Below are 16,594 nucleotides of genomic sequence, written 5' to 3' on the forward strand. Positions count from 1 at the left end.
GGAGCCCTCCGCTTGGCAGCGGCGCCTCAGGGAGGAGACAGCGCGTGGGACGTCGAGCGATGGCAGATCCATGGATCCACCGCCATCGTCAGCCGTGGATCGGCGCGTCGTGCTTATGGAACGCCCGGAGGCGGCGGTACAGCGGGGTGTCGTAGTTCTCCGGGGTCGGGTCCTCGCCGGTGAGCCAGCGGAACAGGTCGCGGTCGGGCACCTCGATCAGTGCCTCGAACTGCGCCAGCTCCTCCTCGCTGAAGGACCCGATCTCGGCGTCGGCGAAGCGGCCCATGATCAGGTCCATCTCGCGGATGCCCCGGTGCCAGGCCCGGAACAGGGTGCGGCGGCGGCGCGGATCGAGGTCGGCGCTGGTGCGGGTGGTGCCGGACATCGTGGGCATCCCATGGTGGGGAATCGGACGGGTCGAAGGGCGGATATGGGGAGCGGCGCCGGAAAGGGCAGCACCCGGGCCGACCGCGCCGGCCCTTCTCGTGTGCGGGAGGGCATAATCTTCACGTCTTCGGCGCGACGTAGGGCCGGTTGCCGCAGCCGGTGCGCGTGTCCTCGCCGCAGCCTGCGCCGCCCGAGCGCGGGTGCTGGAACCGAAGGGCGCTTGTGGGTACGAGGGTGAGGCCACCGCCATGTCTCGCCGATGACCCGCCCGGACCCGACCCCCAGCCCCACCGGGGCCAGCGCCGCGCCGGAAGCGGGCGGCCCTGCGCCCCTGCGCCCGAGCATCCTCGATCCGCTGTTCGCCCCCGCCCGCGGCCTTCCCGGCGTCGGGCCGAAGATGGCACCGATGATCGAGCGGCTGCTGGGCACCCCCGAGCGCCCGGCCCGGATCGTCGACCTCCTGTTCCACCTGCCCCAGGGCGGGGTGGTGCGAAAGCTCCTGGGCTCGATCAGCGAGGCGCCGCCGGGCGAGCCGGTGACGCTGGGCGTCACGGTCACCGGCTACCGGGCGCCCCAGCCGGGGCCGGGCAAGCGCCCCTACCGGGTGCTGGTGGAGGATGCCACCGGCGACGTGACCTTGGTGTTCTTCGGCATGCCCGCGGCCCGCGTCGAGAAGATGCTGCCGCTGGGCGCCCACCGCTACATCACCGGGCGCATCGACCTCTATGACGGCCACCGCCAGATGGTGCATCCCTCGCGCGTCGTCGACGAGGCGGGGCTCGCGGCCCTCCCAGCGGTCGAGCCGGTCTACGGCGCCACCGAGGGGCTGACCTCGCGGGCGATCTCGAAGCTGGCGCACGCCGCCCTCGACCGGCTGCCGAGCTTGCCCGAATGGCAGGACCCGGCCTGGCTCGCCAAGAACGGGCTACCCGCCTTCGCCGACGCCCTCAAGGCCGAGCACAGGCCGGAGGGCGCGCCCGCCCCGCCGGCCGCCGACGGCACCGTGGCCGCCGGCCCGGCCCGGCGGCGGCTCGCCTACGACGAACTCCTGGCCTCGCAACTGGCGCTGGCCCTCACCCGCGCCCGCAGCCGCCGGGCGCCGGGCCGCGCCAACGCCGGCGACGGCCACCTGTCGGACAGGATCGCGGCCGCCCTGCCCTTCTCGCTCACGGGCGCGCAAGGCCGGGCGCTCGCCGAGATCCGCGCCGACCTCGCCTCCGACCGGCGCATGCTGCGCCTGCTCCAGGGCGACGTCGGCTCGGGCAAGACCGCCGTGGCGCTGCTGGCCATGGCCAGCGCCGTCGAGGCCGGGCGCCAGGCCGCCCTGATGGCGCCCACCGAGATCCTGGCGCGTCAGCACCTCGCCCGGCTCACCGCCATGGCCGGCCCGTTGCGCCTGCGTCTGCTCACCGGCCGCGACAGGGCCGCCGAGCGCCGGGCGACGCTCCTCGACCTCGCGGAGGGGCGCATCGACATTCTGGTCGGCACCCACGCGCTGTTCCAGGACGGCGTCGCCTTCCACGACCTCGGCCTGGCGGTGGTGGACGAGCAGCACCGCTTCGGCGTGCACCAGCGCCTGGCGCTGGGCGCCAAGGGCCAGGCCGTGGACATCCTCGTGATGACCGCGACCCCGATTCCCCGGACCCTGGCCCTGACCTGTTTCGGCGACATGGACGTCTCGGTGCTGGACGAGAAGCCGGCCGGGCGCCAGCCGATCGTCACCCGCCTCGTCTCCACCGACCGCCTCGACGAGGTCGTGGCCGCCCTAGGCAGGGCCGTTGCCGCGGGCGACCGGGTCTACTGGATCTGCCCGCTGGTGGCCGAATCCGAATACGTCGATCTCGCCGCCGCCGAGGACCGCTTCGCCGACCTCGCCCAGGAGTTCGGCGCCGCCGTCGGCCTCATCCACGGCCGGATGCCGGGGCCGGACAAGGACGCGGCGATGGAGCGGTTCTCCCGCGGCGAGACCCGGATCCTGGTGGCGACCACCGTGGTGGAGGTCGGCGTCGACGTGCCGGAAGCCACCATCATGGTGATCGAGCATGCCGAGCGCTTCGGCCTCGCCCAGCTCCACCAGCTGCGCGGGCGGGTCGGGCGCGGCGCCGGGGCCTCGACCTGCCTGCTGCTCTATCGCGGCCCTCTCGGCCAGGTCGCCCGCGCCCGGCTCGAGACCATGCGCGAGACCGAGGACGGCTTTCGCATCGCCGAGGAGGACCTGCGCCTGCGCGGCGAGGGCGAGGTGCTCGGCACCCGCCAGTCGGGGCTGGCCGCCTTCCGGCTCGCGAATCTGGAAAGCGACGGCGACCTGCTCCAGGCCGCCCGCGACGACGCCCAGCTCGTGGTCGCCCGCGATCCGGGCCTGAAGAGCGAGCGCGGCCGTGCCCTCAGGGTGTTGCTCTACCTGTTCGAGCGGGACGCCGCGATTCGCCTGCTCGGGGCGGGGTGATCTCGGGGCGGGATCCCGAGGCGAAGGGGCGGCGTTCCGTTCAGGAAACGAGCGGGGACGACGCGAAGCCGAACGGCGCGGGTCGCCGCGGGCCGATCGCCGTAGGCCCCGGCACGACCGCCACCACGACCCCGCAGCGGCGCCCCGACGAAGCGGTTTCTCGTTCCAAGACAACATGTTGTAGGGGGCGTCTCACGTGCCGGCCAGGTACTCGCGGGGCGTGCGCGGGCCCGATGCGGGCATCGTGAGCTTGAAGTAGCCATAATCTCTGATTAACTGAACATGAACGAACGGCCGTCCAGGCTGCGCCGCCACAGATGTTTCAGGAGGATGGATATGTCGAGCGGACTGTTCCAGAACCTGCCGGGTGCCCACGAGATGGGGGGCGTCAACGGCCTTCCGAGCGAGCCGTGGCTGCTCCCGATCTCCGACGGTCCGGCGCCCGTCGAACCCGCGGCGGAGGCGGTGATGCTGTCCGTGCGCCGGGCGGCCCGCCCCTTCCAGATGGCGGCCAACGCCCTCGTCGCCGCGCTGGTCCTGATGCTCGGTGTGCAGATCGCCACGGACTGGGCCGGCACCCGCTCGGTCCCCCGCTCGAGCGAGCGGATCGCCGATGCCACGCCGCCGACGCTTCCCGTCGAGAAGGCGGCGCTGACGGTCCACAACTGAACCGGCGGTGCGCGGCCCGGCGCCGGCTCAGGCATCCTGGCTGGCGGGGGCGTTGCGCCCGGCGGACGACGGCGCCGCCTCGGTCTGTGCCGTGCGCAGGCTCGCCGCCATGGCATGGAGCCTGGCCTGGGGGTCCTCGGGCTGGATCACGCCCGCCGACATGACGAGCTTGGCCGCGTCGTCGACGCTGATCTCCACCTCGATGATGTCGGCGCGCGGCAGGTAGAAGAAGAACCCCGTGGTCGGGTTGGGCGCGCAGGGCAGGAACACGCCGACATGGTCGCCCGCCGGATCGAGGGCGGTCTGCACGTCGGGGCCGGCCGGGGCCGACACGAACACCACCGACCAGGTGCCCTTCACCGGGAATTCGACGAGCCCCACCGTGCGGAACGAGGTGCCGTTGGCGGAAAACAGCGTCTCGAAGATCTGCCGCAACCCCTTGTACAGCCCCGAGATCACCGGAGTGCGCGCCAGCAGCACCTCCCCGAACTCGACGACGCTGCGCCCGACGAGGTTGGCGGTGAGGAAGCCCAGCAGCGTCACCGCGAAGAAGGCGATGAGGAGGCCGAGGCCGGGAATCGAGAACGGCAGGTAATGGTCCGGCAGGTAGCTCGGCGGCACCAGCGGCTTCACCCAGCTGTCGATCAGGCTGATGAAGTACCACGTGAGGTAGATGGTGATGGCCAGCGGCCCGGCCACGATGATGCCGGTGAGGAAATAGGTCCGCAGGCGCCCGCGCTTGCTCAGGCGCGGGCGGGTGCCGGGGAGGTCGGGCGGTTCCGGTGTCGGCAGGACCGTTTCGCGCAAGGGGACGTCTCGCTGGGGCCGTGACTCTGGAACCGGGAATCCGGCGGACCGAAAACACGGGGGATCGATGGAACGGGGACCCATACGCGGTCCCTACCCGCAAGGGTTAGCGAGTCGGGCTCGCGACCTCAAGCGGAGGGCGGATCACCCGGCCCGCTTTCGGCCCGTGTCCCGCGCGCATCGGCCACGCGCTTTCGCGGGCGGCGTCGGGCGAAACGCCTTGCCGATCGAAGGGCTTTGCGGGTGTAGGGATGTCTTGATGTCTGTGTGATCGTATGGCGCCGGCCCGGCCGCGCCGGGCGGATCGCGCGCGGTGATGGAAAGCGACGGACGGCGATGAGACGGCCCACATTGAGCGCCGGGTTCAAGGCCGCCGCCGTCGTCGTCGGCATCGGCATTCCCGCGGTGGTGGCGAACCATCTGCATCAGCAGTACGGGCAGGCCCTGCATATCGCCGAGACCAGCACCGCCAACACCACCCGCGCCCTCGAACAGCACGCGGCCCGCACCCTGGAGACGGTGGACACCTACCTCCAGGCGGTGATCTCCGTGATCGGGCCGGACATGGACGGCCTTTCGCCCGAGGTGATCCACAAGGCCCTGCGCGACCGCCTCGCGCAGTCGCGCCACCTCAACAACGTCATGATCCTCGATGCGTCGGGCCGCCTGATCCACGAGGCGGGAGCGTTCCCGGCCCGGTCCACGGAATTCGGGGACCGGGACTACGTCGAGGCCCTGCACGGTGACGGCCAGACCGGCCTCGTCGTCGGCCGGCCGGTGACCGGGCGGGTCAGCAAGTTGCCGACCCTGCCCCTGATCCGCCGCATCACCCGCGCGGACGGATCCTTCGCGGGCATGGTCGTCGCCTCCCTCAATCCGGCCGCGTTCCAGGAGGTCTACGACGCCCTCGACCTCGGCGCCGGCTCCACCCTCTCCCTGTGGCGGGCCGACGGCACCCTTCTGGTGCGCTCGCCCGACCTGCCGAGCGCGGTCGGCAAGAACTACGCGGCTACCGAGAACTACAAGCGCTACGTCCTGGCGCGCCAGACCAGGCCGTTCTGGTCGGCGGGGTCCACCGACGGCATCGAGCGCGTCCTGGCGCTCGGCTTCGTGCCCTCCTACCCGCTCTACGTCAGCGCCACCCAGTCGCGCGACACGGCCCTGGCCGAATGGCGCAGGAGCGTCTGGACCCAGGCGCCCATCGCCGGCGGCACGACCCTCGTCCTCGTCCTGTCCCTGCTGTCGCTCGCCAGCGAGATCGGCCGCCGCCAGCGCTCCGATGCCCAGACGCGGCAGGCCGAGCGCAGCGCCCGCATCACCAGCGCCACCCTGCGCAACACCCTCGACACCATGGAGCAGGGCCTGATCGAGACCGACGCCCGCGGCGTCGTCCAGGTCTGCAACCGGCGCGCGCGCGACCTCCTCGGCATCACGGACGCCATGATGGCGCGCGCCCCGGTGCTCGGCCGCGACCTCGAGGGGCATCTGCGGCACGGCGAGGCGGATCCCGCCGGCCCCCAGGCGCGGCGCTTTCCCGACGAGGGCGACGTGGCGCGCTGCGCAGCCGTGTTCGAGCGCGAGTGCCGCGACGGCACCGTGCTCGAAGTCCGCACCGTCGCCCTGCCCGAGGGCGGCGCGGTGCGCACCTATACCGACATCACCCCGCGCCGCCGCAGCGACCGGGCGTTCAAGGAGAGCGAGGCGCGCTACCGTCTGCTGGCCCAGACGGCCACCGACATGATCGTGCTCTCCGGCATCGACGGGGTCCGCCACTACGTCTCGCCCGCCAGCGTCGACCTCCTCGGCTACGGGCCGGAGGAGCTCGTCGGCGCCCATCCGGAGGCGATGGTGCATCCCGAGGACGCCGCGCGGCTGGGCGAGATCCTGACCGCCCTGCGCGAGGGCCGGATCGACCAGGGGGTGAGCACCCACCGGTTCCGGCGCAAGGACGGGTCGTTCACCTGGGTCGAGTCGAAGTACCGGCTGATCCGCGACCCCGCCACCGGCGCTCCGGCCAGCATGATGGTGGCCGTGCGCGACGTCTCGGAGCGTCACGAACGGCAGGAGGAGCTGCGCGCCGCCAAGGAGGCCGCCGAGGCCGCCGCCGCCGCCAAGGGCGAGTTCCTCGCCAGCATGAGCCACGAGCTGCGCACGCCCCTCAACAGCATCATCGGCTTCTCGGGCCTGATGCTCGACAGCCCCGATCTGCGCACGCCGATGCTGCGCCGCTACGCCCGCCTCGTCCAGGACGCCAGCACCACGCTCCTGTCCATCGTCAACGACGTCCTCGACGTCTCGAAGCTGGAGGCGGGCAGCCTCGCGCTCGACCCGCAGCCGTTCTCGCCGCACGACCTCGTCGAGGGCGCCGTCGCCCTCCTGCGCAACGAGGCCGACGCCAAGGGCCTGGCGCTGACCGCGCAGGTCGAGGCGGGCGTGCCCGAACGCCTCGTGGGCGACGATGCCCGCCTGCGCCAGGTCCTGCTGAACCTGCTCTCCAACGCTGTGAAGTTCACGGCGGCCGGCCGCGTGCACCTGCACGTCGCCACCGAGGAGGGCGCCGAGCGCGCCCGGATCCGCTTCACCGTGACCGACACCGGCATCGGCATCCCGCAGGAGAAGCGCCACCGCCTGTTCCAGCGGTTCAGCCAGGTCGACGGCTCCACCGCCCGGCGGTACGGGGGCACCGGCCTCGGCCTCTCGATCTGCCGCAGCCTCGTGGAGATGATGGGCGGCACGATCGACCTCGACAGCGCCGAGGGCGAGGGCTCGCGCTTCTCCTTCGCCATCGCCCTGCCGGTGGCCGCCACCCCCGCCGTCGAGGGGGCGGCCGATGCCGACGCCCGGGCCGGCCCCGCCGTCGGCCGGTGCGCCCACATCCTCCTGGCCGAGGACGTGGACATGAACCGGGAACTCGCCGTGACGCTGCTGAGCGGCTGGGGCCACCGCGTCGACGTGGTCCTCGACGGAGCGGCGGCGGTGGAGGCGGTGACCCGCGTGGCCTACGACCTCGTGCTGATGGACGTGCAGATGCCGGTGATGGACGGCCTCGAGGCGACGCGGCGCATCCGCGGCCTCGGCGGCGCCTTCGCGCGCCTGCCGATCCTGGCCATGACCGCCAACGTCATGACCGACGACGTCGCCCGCTGCCGCGAGGCGGGGATGGACGATCACATCGGCAAGCCGTTCGCGCCCGCGCGGCTCCGGGCGGCGGTGGCGCATTGGGCCGGCCCGAGCGTGCGCGGACCGGACGCCGGCGTGCCGACGCAGGACGACCGTGACGAAGCGCCCGCCCCCGGCCATGACCCGGCCATCCTCGACGAGCTGCACGACCTGCTCGGCCCGGCGAGCCTCGGCCAGATGCTCGCCCGGTTCGCGTCCGAGCTCGACCGGCGCTTTGCCGCCCCGGTGCGGGACGCCGCCGACTGGCCGGCGGTCGGCGGAGATGCCCATGCCCTCGTCTCGAGCGCGGGGCTGCTCGGCTTCGGGCGCCTCTCGGACGCCTGCCGGACGATGGAGCAGGTCTGCACCGGGCCCGACCGCGACGAGGCGCGAAGCCGCCTCCAGCTCGACCGCGTGCGCGAGGAGATCGCCTGGGTACGCCGGGCCCTGCCGGTGATCACGGCCCGCCGGGCGGCGTGATCGCCTATTCTACGGTCACCGATTTCGCCAGATTGCGCGGCTGGTCCACGTCCTTCCCCATGAAGACGGCCGTGTGATAGGCGATGAGCTGGATCGGCACCGCGTAGACGATCGGCGCGACCACGGGGTCGAGGTCGGGCATCGTCACGGTCGCCATGGTCTCCAGGCCGGCCTCTGAGGCGCCCTTGGCGTCGCCGATGAGGATGATGCGCCCGCCGCGTGCGGCGACCTCCTGCATGTTCGAGACGGTCTTCTCGAACACCGCGTCGTGGGGGGCGATGACGATCACCGGCACGCTCTCGTCGATCAGCGCGATCGGGCCGTGCTTGAGCTCGCCCGCCGCATACCCTTCCGCGTGGATGTAGCTGATTTCCTTGAGCTTCAGCGCGCCCTCCAGCGCCATCGGATAGCTGGTGCCGCGCCCGAGGTAGAGCACGTCGCGGGCCTTGGCGACCTCGCGGGCGAGCGGCTCGATCTCGACCTCCAGCTTGACCGCCTCCGCCATCAGGCCGGGCACCGTGATCAGCGCGTCCACGAGGCTTCGCTCACGCTCGGGGCTGAGGGTGCCGCGCGCGCGGCCGGCCGCGATGGCGAGGCACAGGAGCACGGTGAGCTGGCAGGAGAACGCCTTGGTCGAGGCCACCCCGATCTCGGGGCCCGCCAGCGTCGGCACCACGGCGCTGGCCTCGCGGGCGATGGTGGAGGTCGGCACGTTCACCACGGCCAGCGTGTGCTGACCTTGCGCCTTGGCGTAGCGCAGGGAGGCCAGCGTGTCGGCGGTCTCGCCCGACTGCGAGATGACGAGGGTGAGCCCGTCCTTGTCCAGCGGCGGCTCGCGGTAGCGGGCCTCCGAGGCGACGTCGATCTCCACCGGCAGCCGCGCCAGGCTCTCGAACCAGTATTTCGCGACCAGCCCCGCGTAATAGGCCGTGCCACACGCGGTGATCGACAGGCGCGAAAGATCCTTGAAATCGAACGGCAGCGCCTCGGGCAGGGCGACCCGGCCGTTGGCGAGGTCGACGTAATGGGCCAGCGTGCGGCCCACCACCTCGGGCTGCTCGTGGATCTCCTTGGCCATGAAGTGGCGGTGGTTGCCCTTCTCGACCCGGAACGCCTGGGCGACAATGCGCTGGCGGGGCCGGGCGACGGGAGCGCCCGACGCATCGTGGATCTCGGCGCCGCTGCGCGAGAGGACGGCCCAGTCGCCCTCCTCCAGGTAGGTGATCTCCTCCGTGAACGGCGCCAGCGCCAGGGCGTCGGAGCCGAGGTAGGTCTCGCCCGCCCCGTAGCCGATGGCGAGCGGCGCGCCGTGGCGGGCGCCGATGAGGAGGTCCTCGAAGCCCGCGAAGATGAAGCCGAGCGCGAAGGCGCCGCGCAGCTGCGGCAGCGCCGCGGCCACCGCCTCCACGGGTGCCAGGCCCTTGTCCATCTCGTGGCTCACGAGCTGGGCCACCACCTCGGTGTCGGTCTCGCTCTCGAAGCGGACGCCGCGGTCCTGCAGCATCCCCTTCAGCTCGCGGAAGTTCTCGATGATGCCGTTATGGACCACCGCCAGCCGCGCCGTGGCATGCGGATGGGCGTTGGTCTCGTTGGGGCGGCCGTGGGTGGCCCAGCGGGTGTGGCCGATGCCGATGGCGCCGGCGAGCGGCGATTCCGCGAGCCGCGCCTGCAGGTTGGCGAGCTTCCCCTGCGCCCGGCGCCGTTCGAGCCGGCCGTGCTCCAGGGTCGCGACCCCGGCGGAATCGTACCCCCGGTATTCGAGCCGCCGCAGGGCCTCGACCAACTGGTCCGCCACCGCGTCCCGACCGACGATACCGACGATTCCGCACATGATCCGTTGTCTCTCGTCAAAACCGTTCGTGGTCGTGCTTGTATCGGAACCGGTCGATGCGTGGCCAGCACATCGATCGTGCGGTGTACCGATCGGCCGATTGTTGAACGGGCCTGTGAGGAAAGGCCTACAGGTCTTCCCGCCGTCAGGGCTTTTCGTGCGTCTTGGTTTCCGGTTTGCGCACCAGCCCCTTGGTCGCGCGCCAGAGCCTGGCCCCCTCCGGGCGGTTGACCTGGCGGGCGCGGGCCACCGCGAGCCCGTCGGCGGGCACGTCCGCGGTCACCACCGACCCGGCCCCGACGATGGCCCCCGCCCCCACCGCGACCGGGGCGACCAGGGCGCTGTTGGAGCCGACGAAGGCCCCCGCCCCGATGGATGTGCGGTGCTTGTTCACCCCGTCGTAGTTGCAGGTGATGGTGCCCGCGCCGACGTTGGCGCCCGCCCCCACCGTCGAATCGCCGAGGTAGGTCAGGTGGTTGGCCTTGGCGCCGGCCCCGAGGCGGGTGTTCTTCAGTTCCACGAAGTTGCCGACTCGCGAGCCCGTCTCCAGCACCGCGCCGGGGCGCAGCCGGGCGTAGGGCCCGATGGTCACGCCCGGTTCCAGGCTCGCCCCTTCGAGGTGCGAGAAGGCATGGATGACGCAGCCGTCCCCCACCGTGACGCGCGGCCCGAACACCACATGAGGCTCCACCAGAACATCCTGGCCCAACACCGTGTCGACGCTCAGGAAAACCGTCTCCGGCGCCACCAGCGTCGCCCCGCCGATCTGGGCGGCGCGGCGCAGGCGCGACTGGATCTCGGCCTCCGCCACGGCGAGCTGGACGCGGTCGTTGACCCCCTGCGCCTCCGCCTCCTCCACTCGCACCACGGCGACGGACAGGCCCTCGGCCACCGCCAGGGCGACGGCGTCGGTGAGATAGTATTCGCCCGCGGCGTTGGCGTTGCCGATCCGGTCCAGGATGGCCAGCGCGTGGCGCCCGGACAGGGCCATCAGCCCGGCGTTGCACAGGCCGACGCGGCGCTCCTCGTCCGTGGCGTCCTTGTCCTCGCGGATCGCGATGACGCTGCCATCCTGCGTGAGGACACGGCCGTAACCCGTTGGCCTGTCGGTGTCGAAGGCGAGGACGGCGATGGCCGCACCCTCGGCCAGCGGCGCGCGCAGGCGCGTCAGGGTCGCGGCGGTGACGAGCGGGGTGTCGCCGAAGGCGACCACGACGTCGTCGGCATCCTCGGCCAGGGTGTCGCGGGCGGCCAGCACCGCGTGCGCGGTGCCCAGGCGCTCGGCCTGGGGATGGACCCGCGCTCCGGGAGCGAGGGCGGCGACCTCGGCCTCCACCGCCGCCTGACCCGGCTCGGCCACCACCGCGATCCGGCCGGCACCCGCCTCCCGGGCGGCGGTGAGGACGTGCCCGAGCATGGTCCGGCCGGCGACGGCATGCAGGACCTTGGGCAGCGCCGACCGCATCCGCGTGCCCTTGCCGGCGGCCAGGACGATCGCCGTGAGAGTCCGTCCGGCCGATCCGTGTCGTGTGGTCATCCTGCCTTCGCCTCGCGGTTCGTCGCGCCGGTGCACGCCTGCCCGGACGACAGGGTCGACGACCGGCCGGGCGGCCCCCGTGGAATCGCGCCGACGGTCCAATCAGGCGGTCTAATCAGGTTCGTGCGGCCAAGCCAACTTTGACGCGGCCAAGCCAACTTTGACGCGGGCAAACCGACGCCGCACGGGCGAACCGGCGCCTCCGCCGATGGCCCGAAAGTCGCTTGGCCTTCCGGGCCCGCCGGCACGAATCCTTAACGCCCCGTTCAGGCCCCGGCATGGTAGGGAGGCCATCGACCGCCCGTGCGAACGACCCCCGTGTTCGCCGCTTCGAACGAACCGACATGAAGGCCGCATGACCCTGCCGACCCGGTCCACCCCCTTCCGATCCCCCTCGCTCCCCCCGGACTCCGGCTCGACCCGCAGGGACGTTCTGCGCCAGGGGGGCGTGGCGATGGCCGCCCTCGCCCTGGCGCCGGCCGCGGCCGCGGCGCAGGAGGCCGCCTCCGCCCTGCCCGCCGCCGGCACGCCGTTCTCGCCCGGCCTCGTTACCGATCTCGCCCGGGCGCTCGCCGCCAAGCCCTACCAGCGCCCGGCGGCAGACCTGCCCGAGTCCCTGTCCGGCCTGAGTCGCGACCAGTACGCCGCCATCCGCACGGTCCCCGGCAGCGCGATCTTTGCCGGCGACGACCTCGGCTTCACCGTCGAACCGCTGCACCGCGGGTCGGTCTACGGCGACCGCGTGACGCTCACCCTCGTCGCGGACGGCGTCCAGCGGCCGGTGCCCTACGATCCGGCGCGCTTTGCCGAGGGCGGGCCGGCGCTGCCCGCCTTCAAGGACGACCCGGGCTATTCCGGCATCCGCATCCGGTCTCGGTTCGGCGGCGGGGATCTGGCCGATTTCGCCCTGTTCCAAGGGGCCTCCTTCTTCCGCCTCGTCGCCTCGGGCCAACGCTTCGGCGCCACCGCCCGCGCCTTGACCCTGCGCCCGGCCGATCCGCGCGGCGAGGAGTTCCCGCAGTTCCGCGCCCTCTGGATCGAGCGTCCGGCCGCTCCTCACGCGATCGTGATCCACGCCCTCGTCGAATCCGAATCGGCCACCGCCGCCCTGCGGATCGACTGCCGGCCCGGCCCGGCCTCCACCGCCGAGGTCTCGGGCACCCTGTTCGCCCGCGCCGCCCTCGACCACCTCGGGCTGGCCAGCATGACGACGCGCTACCTGTTCGGGGCGAGCGAGCGGCGCGGCGCCGAGGACATCCGCGCCGCCGTCCACGGCTCGGAGGGCCTGCGCATCCGCACCGGCGCCAACGAGGCGATCTGGCGGCCGCTGCGCAACCCAGAGACCCTGCAGATCTCGTCCTTCCTCGACGAGAGCCCGAAGGGCTTCGGCCTGATGCAGCGCTCGCGCGACTACGCCACCTACCAGGACGACATCAACGGCTGGGAGCGCCGCCCCTCGCTCTGGGCCGAGCCGCGCGAGCCCTGGGGGGCGGGCGCGGTCAGCCTGCTGGAGATCCCGAGCGATTCCGACGCCAACGAGAACGTGCTGGCCTATTGGCGCCCCAAGGAAGGGCTGGCGGCCGGGGCCGAGCGGGCCCTGGCCTACCGCCTGACCTGGGGATGGGACGCGCCCGAGCGGCTGCGGCTGGCCCCCGTCACCGCCACCCGCAGCGGCCGCGGCTCGGCCGAGGGCCGGCGCCGGTTCGCGGTGGATTTCAGCGGCGACGACTTCACCGGCGGCGCGGAACTCCAGACCGAGCTCACGGCTTCCCCCGGCACGATCGTGACGCGCACGCTCTACCGCTATCCCGAGCGGCGGACGGTGCGGGTGGCGTTCGAGCTCGATCCGGCCGGTGCGAAGGCCTGCGAATTGCGGCTCCTCCTGCGGCGCGACGACAGGCCCGTGACCGAAACATGGCTGTACCGTTGGACACCCTGACCCCCCCGCATTCCGACGCCGACCGGCATCCCGCCCCGCCCCCGGAGGCGGGTCCGGCCAGGCCGACCGAGGCGACATCCGCCGTCCCGCCGGAGGCCCATCACGCGATGCCGCCGGAAGCACCGCTGGTGATGCCGGTGCAGGACCTCGGCGCCTGGGACCCGCGCTCCGGCCATCGCCCGGCCCGGCCCGAACGCCGCCCCTGGCTGGCGCGCGCCTTCGTGTTTGGAGGCGCGGCACTGCTGACCGCCTACGGCGCCCTGCAGATGTACGAAGTGGTCTCGGTCTCAGGCGGCACCACGGCGCTGCAGTACGTGCTGCTCGTCCTCTTCACCCTCAACTTCTCCTGGATCGCGCTGGCCTTCACGGGCGCGATCCTCGGGTTCGTCGTGCTGTTGCGCGCACCGCGCCACAAACCCCTGGCCGGGGCGCTCGCCACACGCACCGCGGTGGTGATGCCGGTCTACAACGAGGCCACCGCCCGCACCTTCGCGGGCATCGAGGCGATGCGGGCCGAGGTCGAGGCCACCGGCCACGGCGCCGCCTTCGACTGGTTCGTGCTGTCGGATTCGACCCAGGGCGACGCCTGGATCGCCGAGGAGCGCGCTTTCCTGGCTCTGCGCGAGCGCCTCGGACCCGAGGCGCGCCTGTACTACCGCCACCGGGCCAAGAACCATCATCGCAAGGCCGGCAACATCGGCGACTTCGTGAGCCGCTGGGGCGCCTCCTACGACCACATGCTGGTGCTCGATGCCGACAGCCTGATGAGCGGCCCCTGCATCGTGGCGCTCGCCTCCGCCATGGAGGCGGACCCGGACGCCGGCATCGTCCAGTCGCTGCCGCTCATCATCAACCGCAACACCCTGTTCGCCCGCGTGCAGCAGTTCGCCGCCCGGATCTACGGGCCGGTGATCGCCACCGGCCTCTCGGCCTGGTCTGGGTCGGACGGCAACTACTGGGGCCACAACGCCATCATCCGCACCCGCGCCTTCGCGCAGGCCTGCGGCCTGCCCGACCTGCCCGGCAAGCCGCCGTTCGGCGGCCACGTCCTGTCCCACGACTTCGTCGAGGCGGCGCTGATCCGGCGCGCCGGCTGGAGCGTGACGATGCTGCCGACCCTGCCGGGCTCCTACGAGGAGAGCCCGCCTTCTCTCATCGACGTGGCTGTGCGAGACCGGCGCTGGGCGCAGGGCAACCTCCAGCACTCGGGCATCATCGGCGCCGCCGGCCTGCGGGCGGCCTCGCGCCAGCATTTCGCCACCGGCATCGCCGGCTACGTCGCCTCCCCGCTCTGGCTCGCCCAGCTCGTGGTCGGCATCGCGCTGGTGCTGCAGACGGCCACTATCCAGCCCGATTATTTCTCCGGCGATTCCGGCCTGTTCCCGAACTGGCCGCGGTTCGACCCGGTGCGCGCGCTCCAGCTCTTCGGCCTGACCATGGGCATCCTGCTGGCGCCCAAGCTCCTCGGCCTCCTCCTCGCCCTGTTCGACGGGCCGGTGCGCCGGGCCAGCGGCGGCGCGCTCCGGCTGGTGCTCTCGAGCCTGATCGAGACCCTGCTGTCGGCGCTCATCGCGCCCATCGCGATGCTGATCCAGTCGGGTTCGGTCTTCCAGATCCTGGCGGGCCGCGACACCGGCTGGAACCCGCAGCGGCGCGACGACGGCTCGATCCCGTTCTCGGACATCGTGCGCCGCCACCGCTGGCACATGGCGTTGGGCCTGGTGACGGGGGTCGCGGCCTTCGCCATTGCCACCTCGCTGTTCCTGTGGATGTCGCCGACGATCCTCGGCCTGGTGCTGGCCATCCCGATCTCCTGGGCGAGCGGGCAACTCGCCTGGGGGCTCGGCCTCAAGCGCCTCGGGCTCCTGATGACCCCGGAGGAGCGCGATCCCCCCGCCGTGGCCACCGCCGCCGGCAGCCTCGCCCGGCGCAACGCCGCCATGGGCCTCGACGACGCCCCCGCGCTCGCCGCCATCCACGCCGACGCGCAGCTGGCGGCCGCCCATGCCCTGATGCTGCCCCCGGCCAGCCCGCGTGCCCGCGGCGCCATCGATCCGGACCGGGCGTTGGCGGCGGCCAAGCTCGCCGAGGCCCGGACCCTGGACGAGGCGACGGCCTGGCTGTCGCCGAAGGAGCGCCTGGCGGTCCTCCACGACCGCCCGCTCCTCGATCGCCTGAAGAGCCTGTCCTGAGCGCTCGTCCCGCCGCCGGGAAATACCGATTTCCGTCCCGGCGGTTTGGGCGTAGAGACGCGATGTCCGGGCGGCCTGCGCTCCGGAAGGGTGGCCGAGTGGTTTAAGGCAGCGGTCTTGAAAACCGCCGTGGGGGCAACTCCACCGTGGGTTCGAATCCCACCCCTTCCGCCAAATGTACCTGTAAGTTCTTGATTTAGTTAATAAAATTTGACCGTCTCTTACATGGCCCCAATGGTGGCCCCAATAACGATCACGAACATAAGCGGACATCGACGGGCTTCCACGGTCGAACCCTGCATCTCGTCTCGCATCCTCCGCAAGTCGCTAAAGCTCAGGCTTTTCCCGGCAATCAATCTCGACGGCGTCCCGGTCTGAGGGGCAGCGGAGGCTGATCACCTTCGGCTGGACGCACCAGAAACTCGGCCACGTCGACCCGTAGGGCAACAGCAAGGCGATCTAATACGTCGATCGTGGGATTGAAGCTGCGCCGCTCAATCCCACTCACGTAGCCGCGGTCCACGCCAGCATCGACGGCAAGCGCTTCCTGAGAAAGCCCCCGTTCAACCCGCAATCGTCGCAGATGCCACGCCACGCGGGCTCGTCCGTCCATGGTTCGGACGCGACCAGCTTGCCCAGGCTGAAACCATCGAATATGTTCGACACAATTGCCGTGAGACGCTGACTTGAGACGGTTATCCCCGTCACGCCATCAGTGCGGTGTATGGGGACTTCATTTCGATGCGGGTGCGCATCCATCGCGGCGCGCACGAGATCGGCGGCAGTTGCGTCGAGCTGGAGCACGAAGGTTCCCGCCTTCTACTGGACTTCGGCCTACCACTGGACGGGGACCCTGAGGACACGAGCCGCCACCCGGTGATCGATGGTCTAACCGGCGGCGCAGATCTGCTCGCTCTCGTACTCAGCCACGGCCACCGCGACCACATCGGCCTCAGTCACCTCGCCGGGCCGGACCTGCCGGTGGCGCTCGGCGCTGCCACCCTTCGTATTCTGCAGGCGGCATTCGCCTTCGTCCCCGATTGCCACGTGCCCACCAACACCATCACGTTTACAGACCGCCAGCCGCTCACCTTCATACCGTTCACGGTTACCCCCATCCTCGTCGACCACTCGGCCTACGATGCCT

At 71.9% G+C, this 16,594-nt stretch carries 10 protein-coding genes, 1 tRNA gene and 1 pseudogene; 7 read left to right on the forward strand and 5 right to left on the reverse strand.

Features of this window, described 5'->3' with window-relative positions; translation table 11 throughout:
* Positions 1-88: 88 nt before the first annotated feature.
* A complete protein-coding gene (locus ASG40_RS07760) occupies positions 89-385 on the reverse strand; it encodes an FAD assembly factor SdhE (protein ID WP_055883227.1) in 297 nt (98 codons plus the stop codon).
* A 261-nt stretch (positions 386-646) separates the two neighbouring features.
* On the opposite strand from ASG40_RS07760, the gene recG reads away from it, so the two are divergent.
* Together recG and ASG40_RS07770 are read left to right on the forward strand one after the other, a co-directional pair.
* Positions 647-2,833: an ATP-dependent DNA helicase RecG gene (recG, locus tag ASG40_RS07765; protein ID WP_082523960.1), complete on the forward strand. Its 2,187-nt coding sequence runs from the start codon at positions 647-649 to the stop codon at positions 2,831-2,833.
* A gap of 336 nt (positions 2,834-3,169) precedes the next feature.
* Entirely contained in the window at positions 3,170-3,502 is a 333-nt protein-coding gene (locus tag ASG40_RS07770; protein WP_055883207.1) for a hypothetical protein, read from the forward strand.
* A 27-nt stretch (positions 3,503-3,529) separates the two neighbouring features.
* Here the strand turns inward: ASG40_RS07770 and ASG40_RS07775 are convergent, their stop codons facing one another.
* Positions 3,530-4,309, reverse strand: a complete 780-nt coding sequence (locus tag ASG40_RS07775) for a DUF502 domain-containing protein (protein WP_055883209.1) — start codon at positions 4,307-4,309, stop codon at positions 3,530-3,532.
* A gap of 336 nt (positions 4,310-4,645) precedes the next feature.
* Between ASG40_RS07775 and ASG40_RS07780 the strand changes: the two genes are divergently transcribed.
* Complete coding sequence (locus ASG40_RS07780) at positions 4,646-7,948, forward strand: ATP-binding protein (protein WP_082523961.1); 3,303 nt, start codon at positions 4,646-4,648, stop codon at positions 7,946-7,948.
* A 4-nt stretch (positions 7,949-7,952) separates the two neighbouring features.
* On the opposite strand, the gene glmS is transcribed toward ASG40_RS07780, so the two are convergent.
* Positions 7,953-9,779 carry a glutamine--fructose-6-phosphate transaminase (isomerizing) gene (gene glmS, locus ASG40_RS07785; protein ID WP_055883213.1) on the reverse strand — a complete coding sequence of 609 codons (1,827 nt, stop codon included), beginning with the start codon at positions 9,777-9,779 and terminating at the stop codon, positions 7,953-7,955.
* Between the two features lie 145 nt (positions 9,780-9,924).
* Positions 9,925-11,316, reverse strand: coding sequence for a bifunctional UDP-N-acetylglucosamine diphosphorylase/glucosamine-1-phosphate N-acetyltransferase GlmU (gene glmU / locus ASG40_RS07790; protein ID WP_055883215.1), 1,392 nt, complete (start codon positions 11,314-11,316; stop codon positions 9,925-9,927).
* A gap of 355 nt (positions 11,317-11,671) precedes the next feature.
* Between glmU and ASG40_RS07795 the strand changes: the two genes are divergently transcribed.
* The 3 genes from ASG40_RS07795 (at position 11,672) to ASG40_RS07805 (ending at position 15,621) form a co-directional block, all read left to right on the forward strand.
* The gene (locus ASG40_RS07795) at positions 11,672-13,255 is read left to right on the forward strand and encodes a glucan biosynthesis protein (protein ID WP_055883216.1); all 1,584 of its coding nucleotides are present in this window, start codon (positions 11,672-11,674) and stop codon (positions 13,253-13,255) included.
* On the forward strand, positions 13,231-15,447 hold the full coding sequence (mdoH, locus tag ASG40_RS07800; protein WP_082523962.1) for a glucans biosynthesis glucosyltransferase MdoH: 2,217 nt from the start codon (positions 13,231-13,233) through the stop codon (positions 15,445-15,447). Before ASG40_RS07795 ends, mdoH begins: the two co-directional genes overlap by 25 nt.
* 84 nt (positions 15,448-15,531) lie before the next feature.
* A tRNA-Ser gene (locus ASG40_RS07805) sits at positions 15,532-15,621 on the forward strand.
* Positions 15,622-15,799: 178 nt separating this feature from the next.
* On the opposite strand, the gene ASG40_RS20395 is transcribed toward ASG40_RS07805, so the two are convergent.
* Positions 15,800-16,060 carry a helix-turn-helix domain-containing protein gene (locus ASG40_RS20395; protein ID WP_082494695.1) on the reverse strand — a complete coding sequence of 87 codons (261 nt, stop codon included), beginning with the start codon at positions 16,058-16,060 and terminating at the stop codon, positions 15,800-15,802.
* Between the two features lie 128 nt (positions 16,061-16,188).
* Between ASG40_RS20395 and ASG40_RS07810 the strand changes: the two are divergent.
* A pseudogene (locus ASG40_RS07810) lies at positions 16,189-16,594 on the forward strand (MBL fold metallo-hydrolase); the annotation flags it as partial.

Source organism: Methylobacterium sp. Leaf399 (assembly GCF_001424525.1).
In the GTDB taxonomy this organism is placed as follows: domain Bacteria; phylum Pseudomonadota; class Alphaproteobacteria; order Rhizobiales; family Beijerinckiaceae; genus Methylobacterium.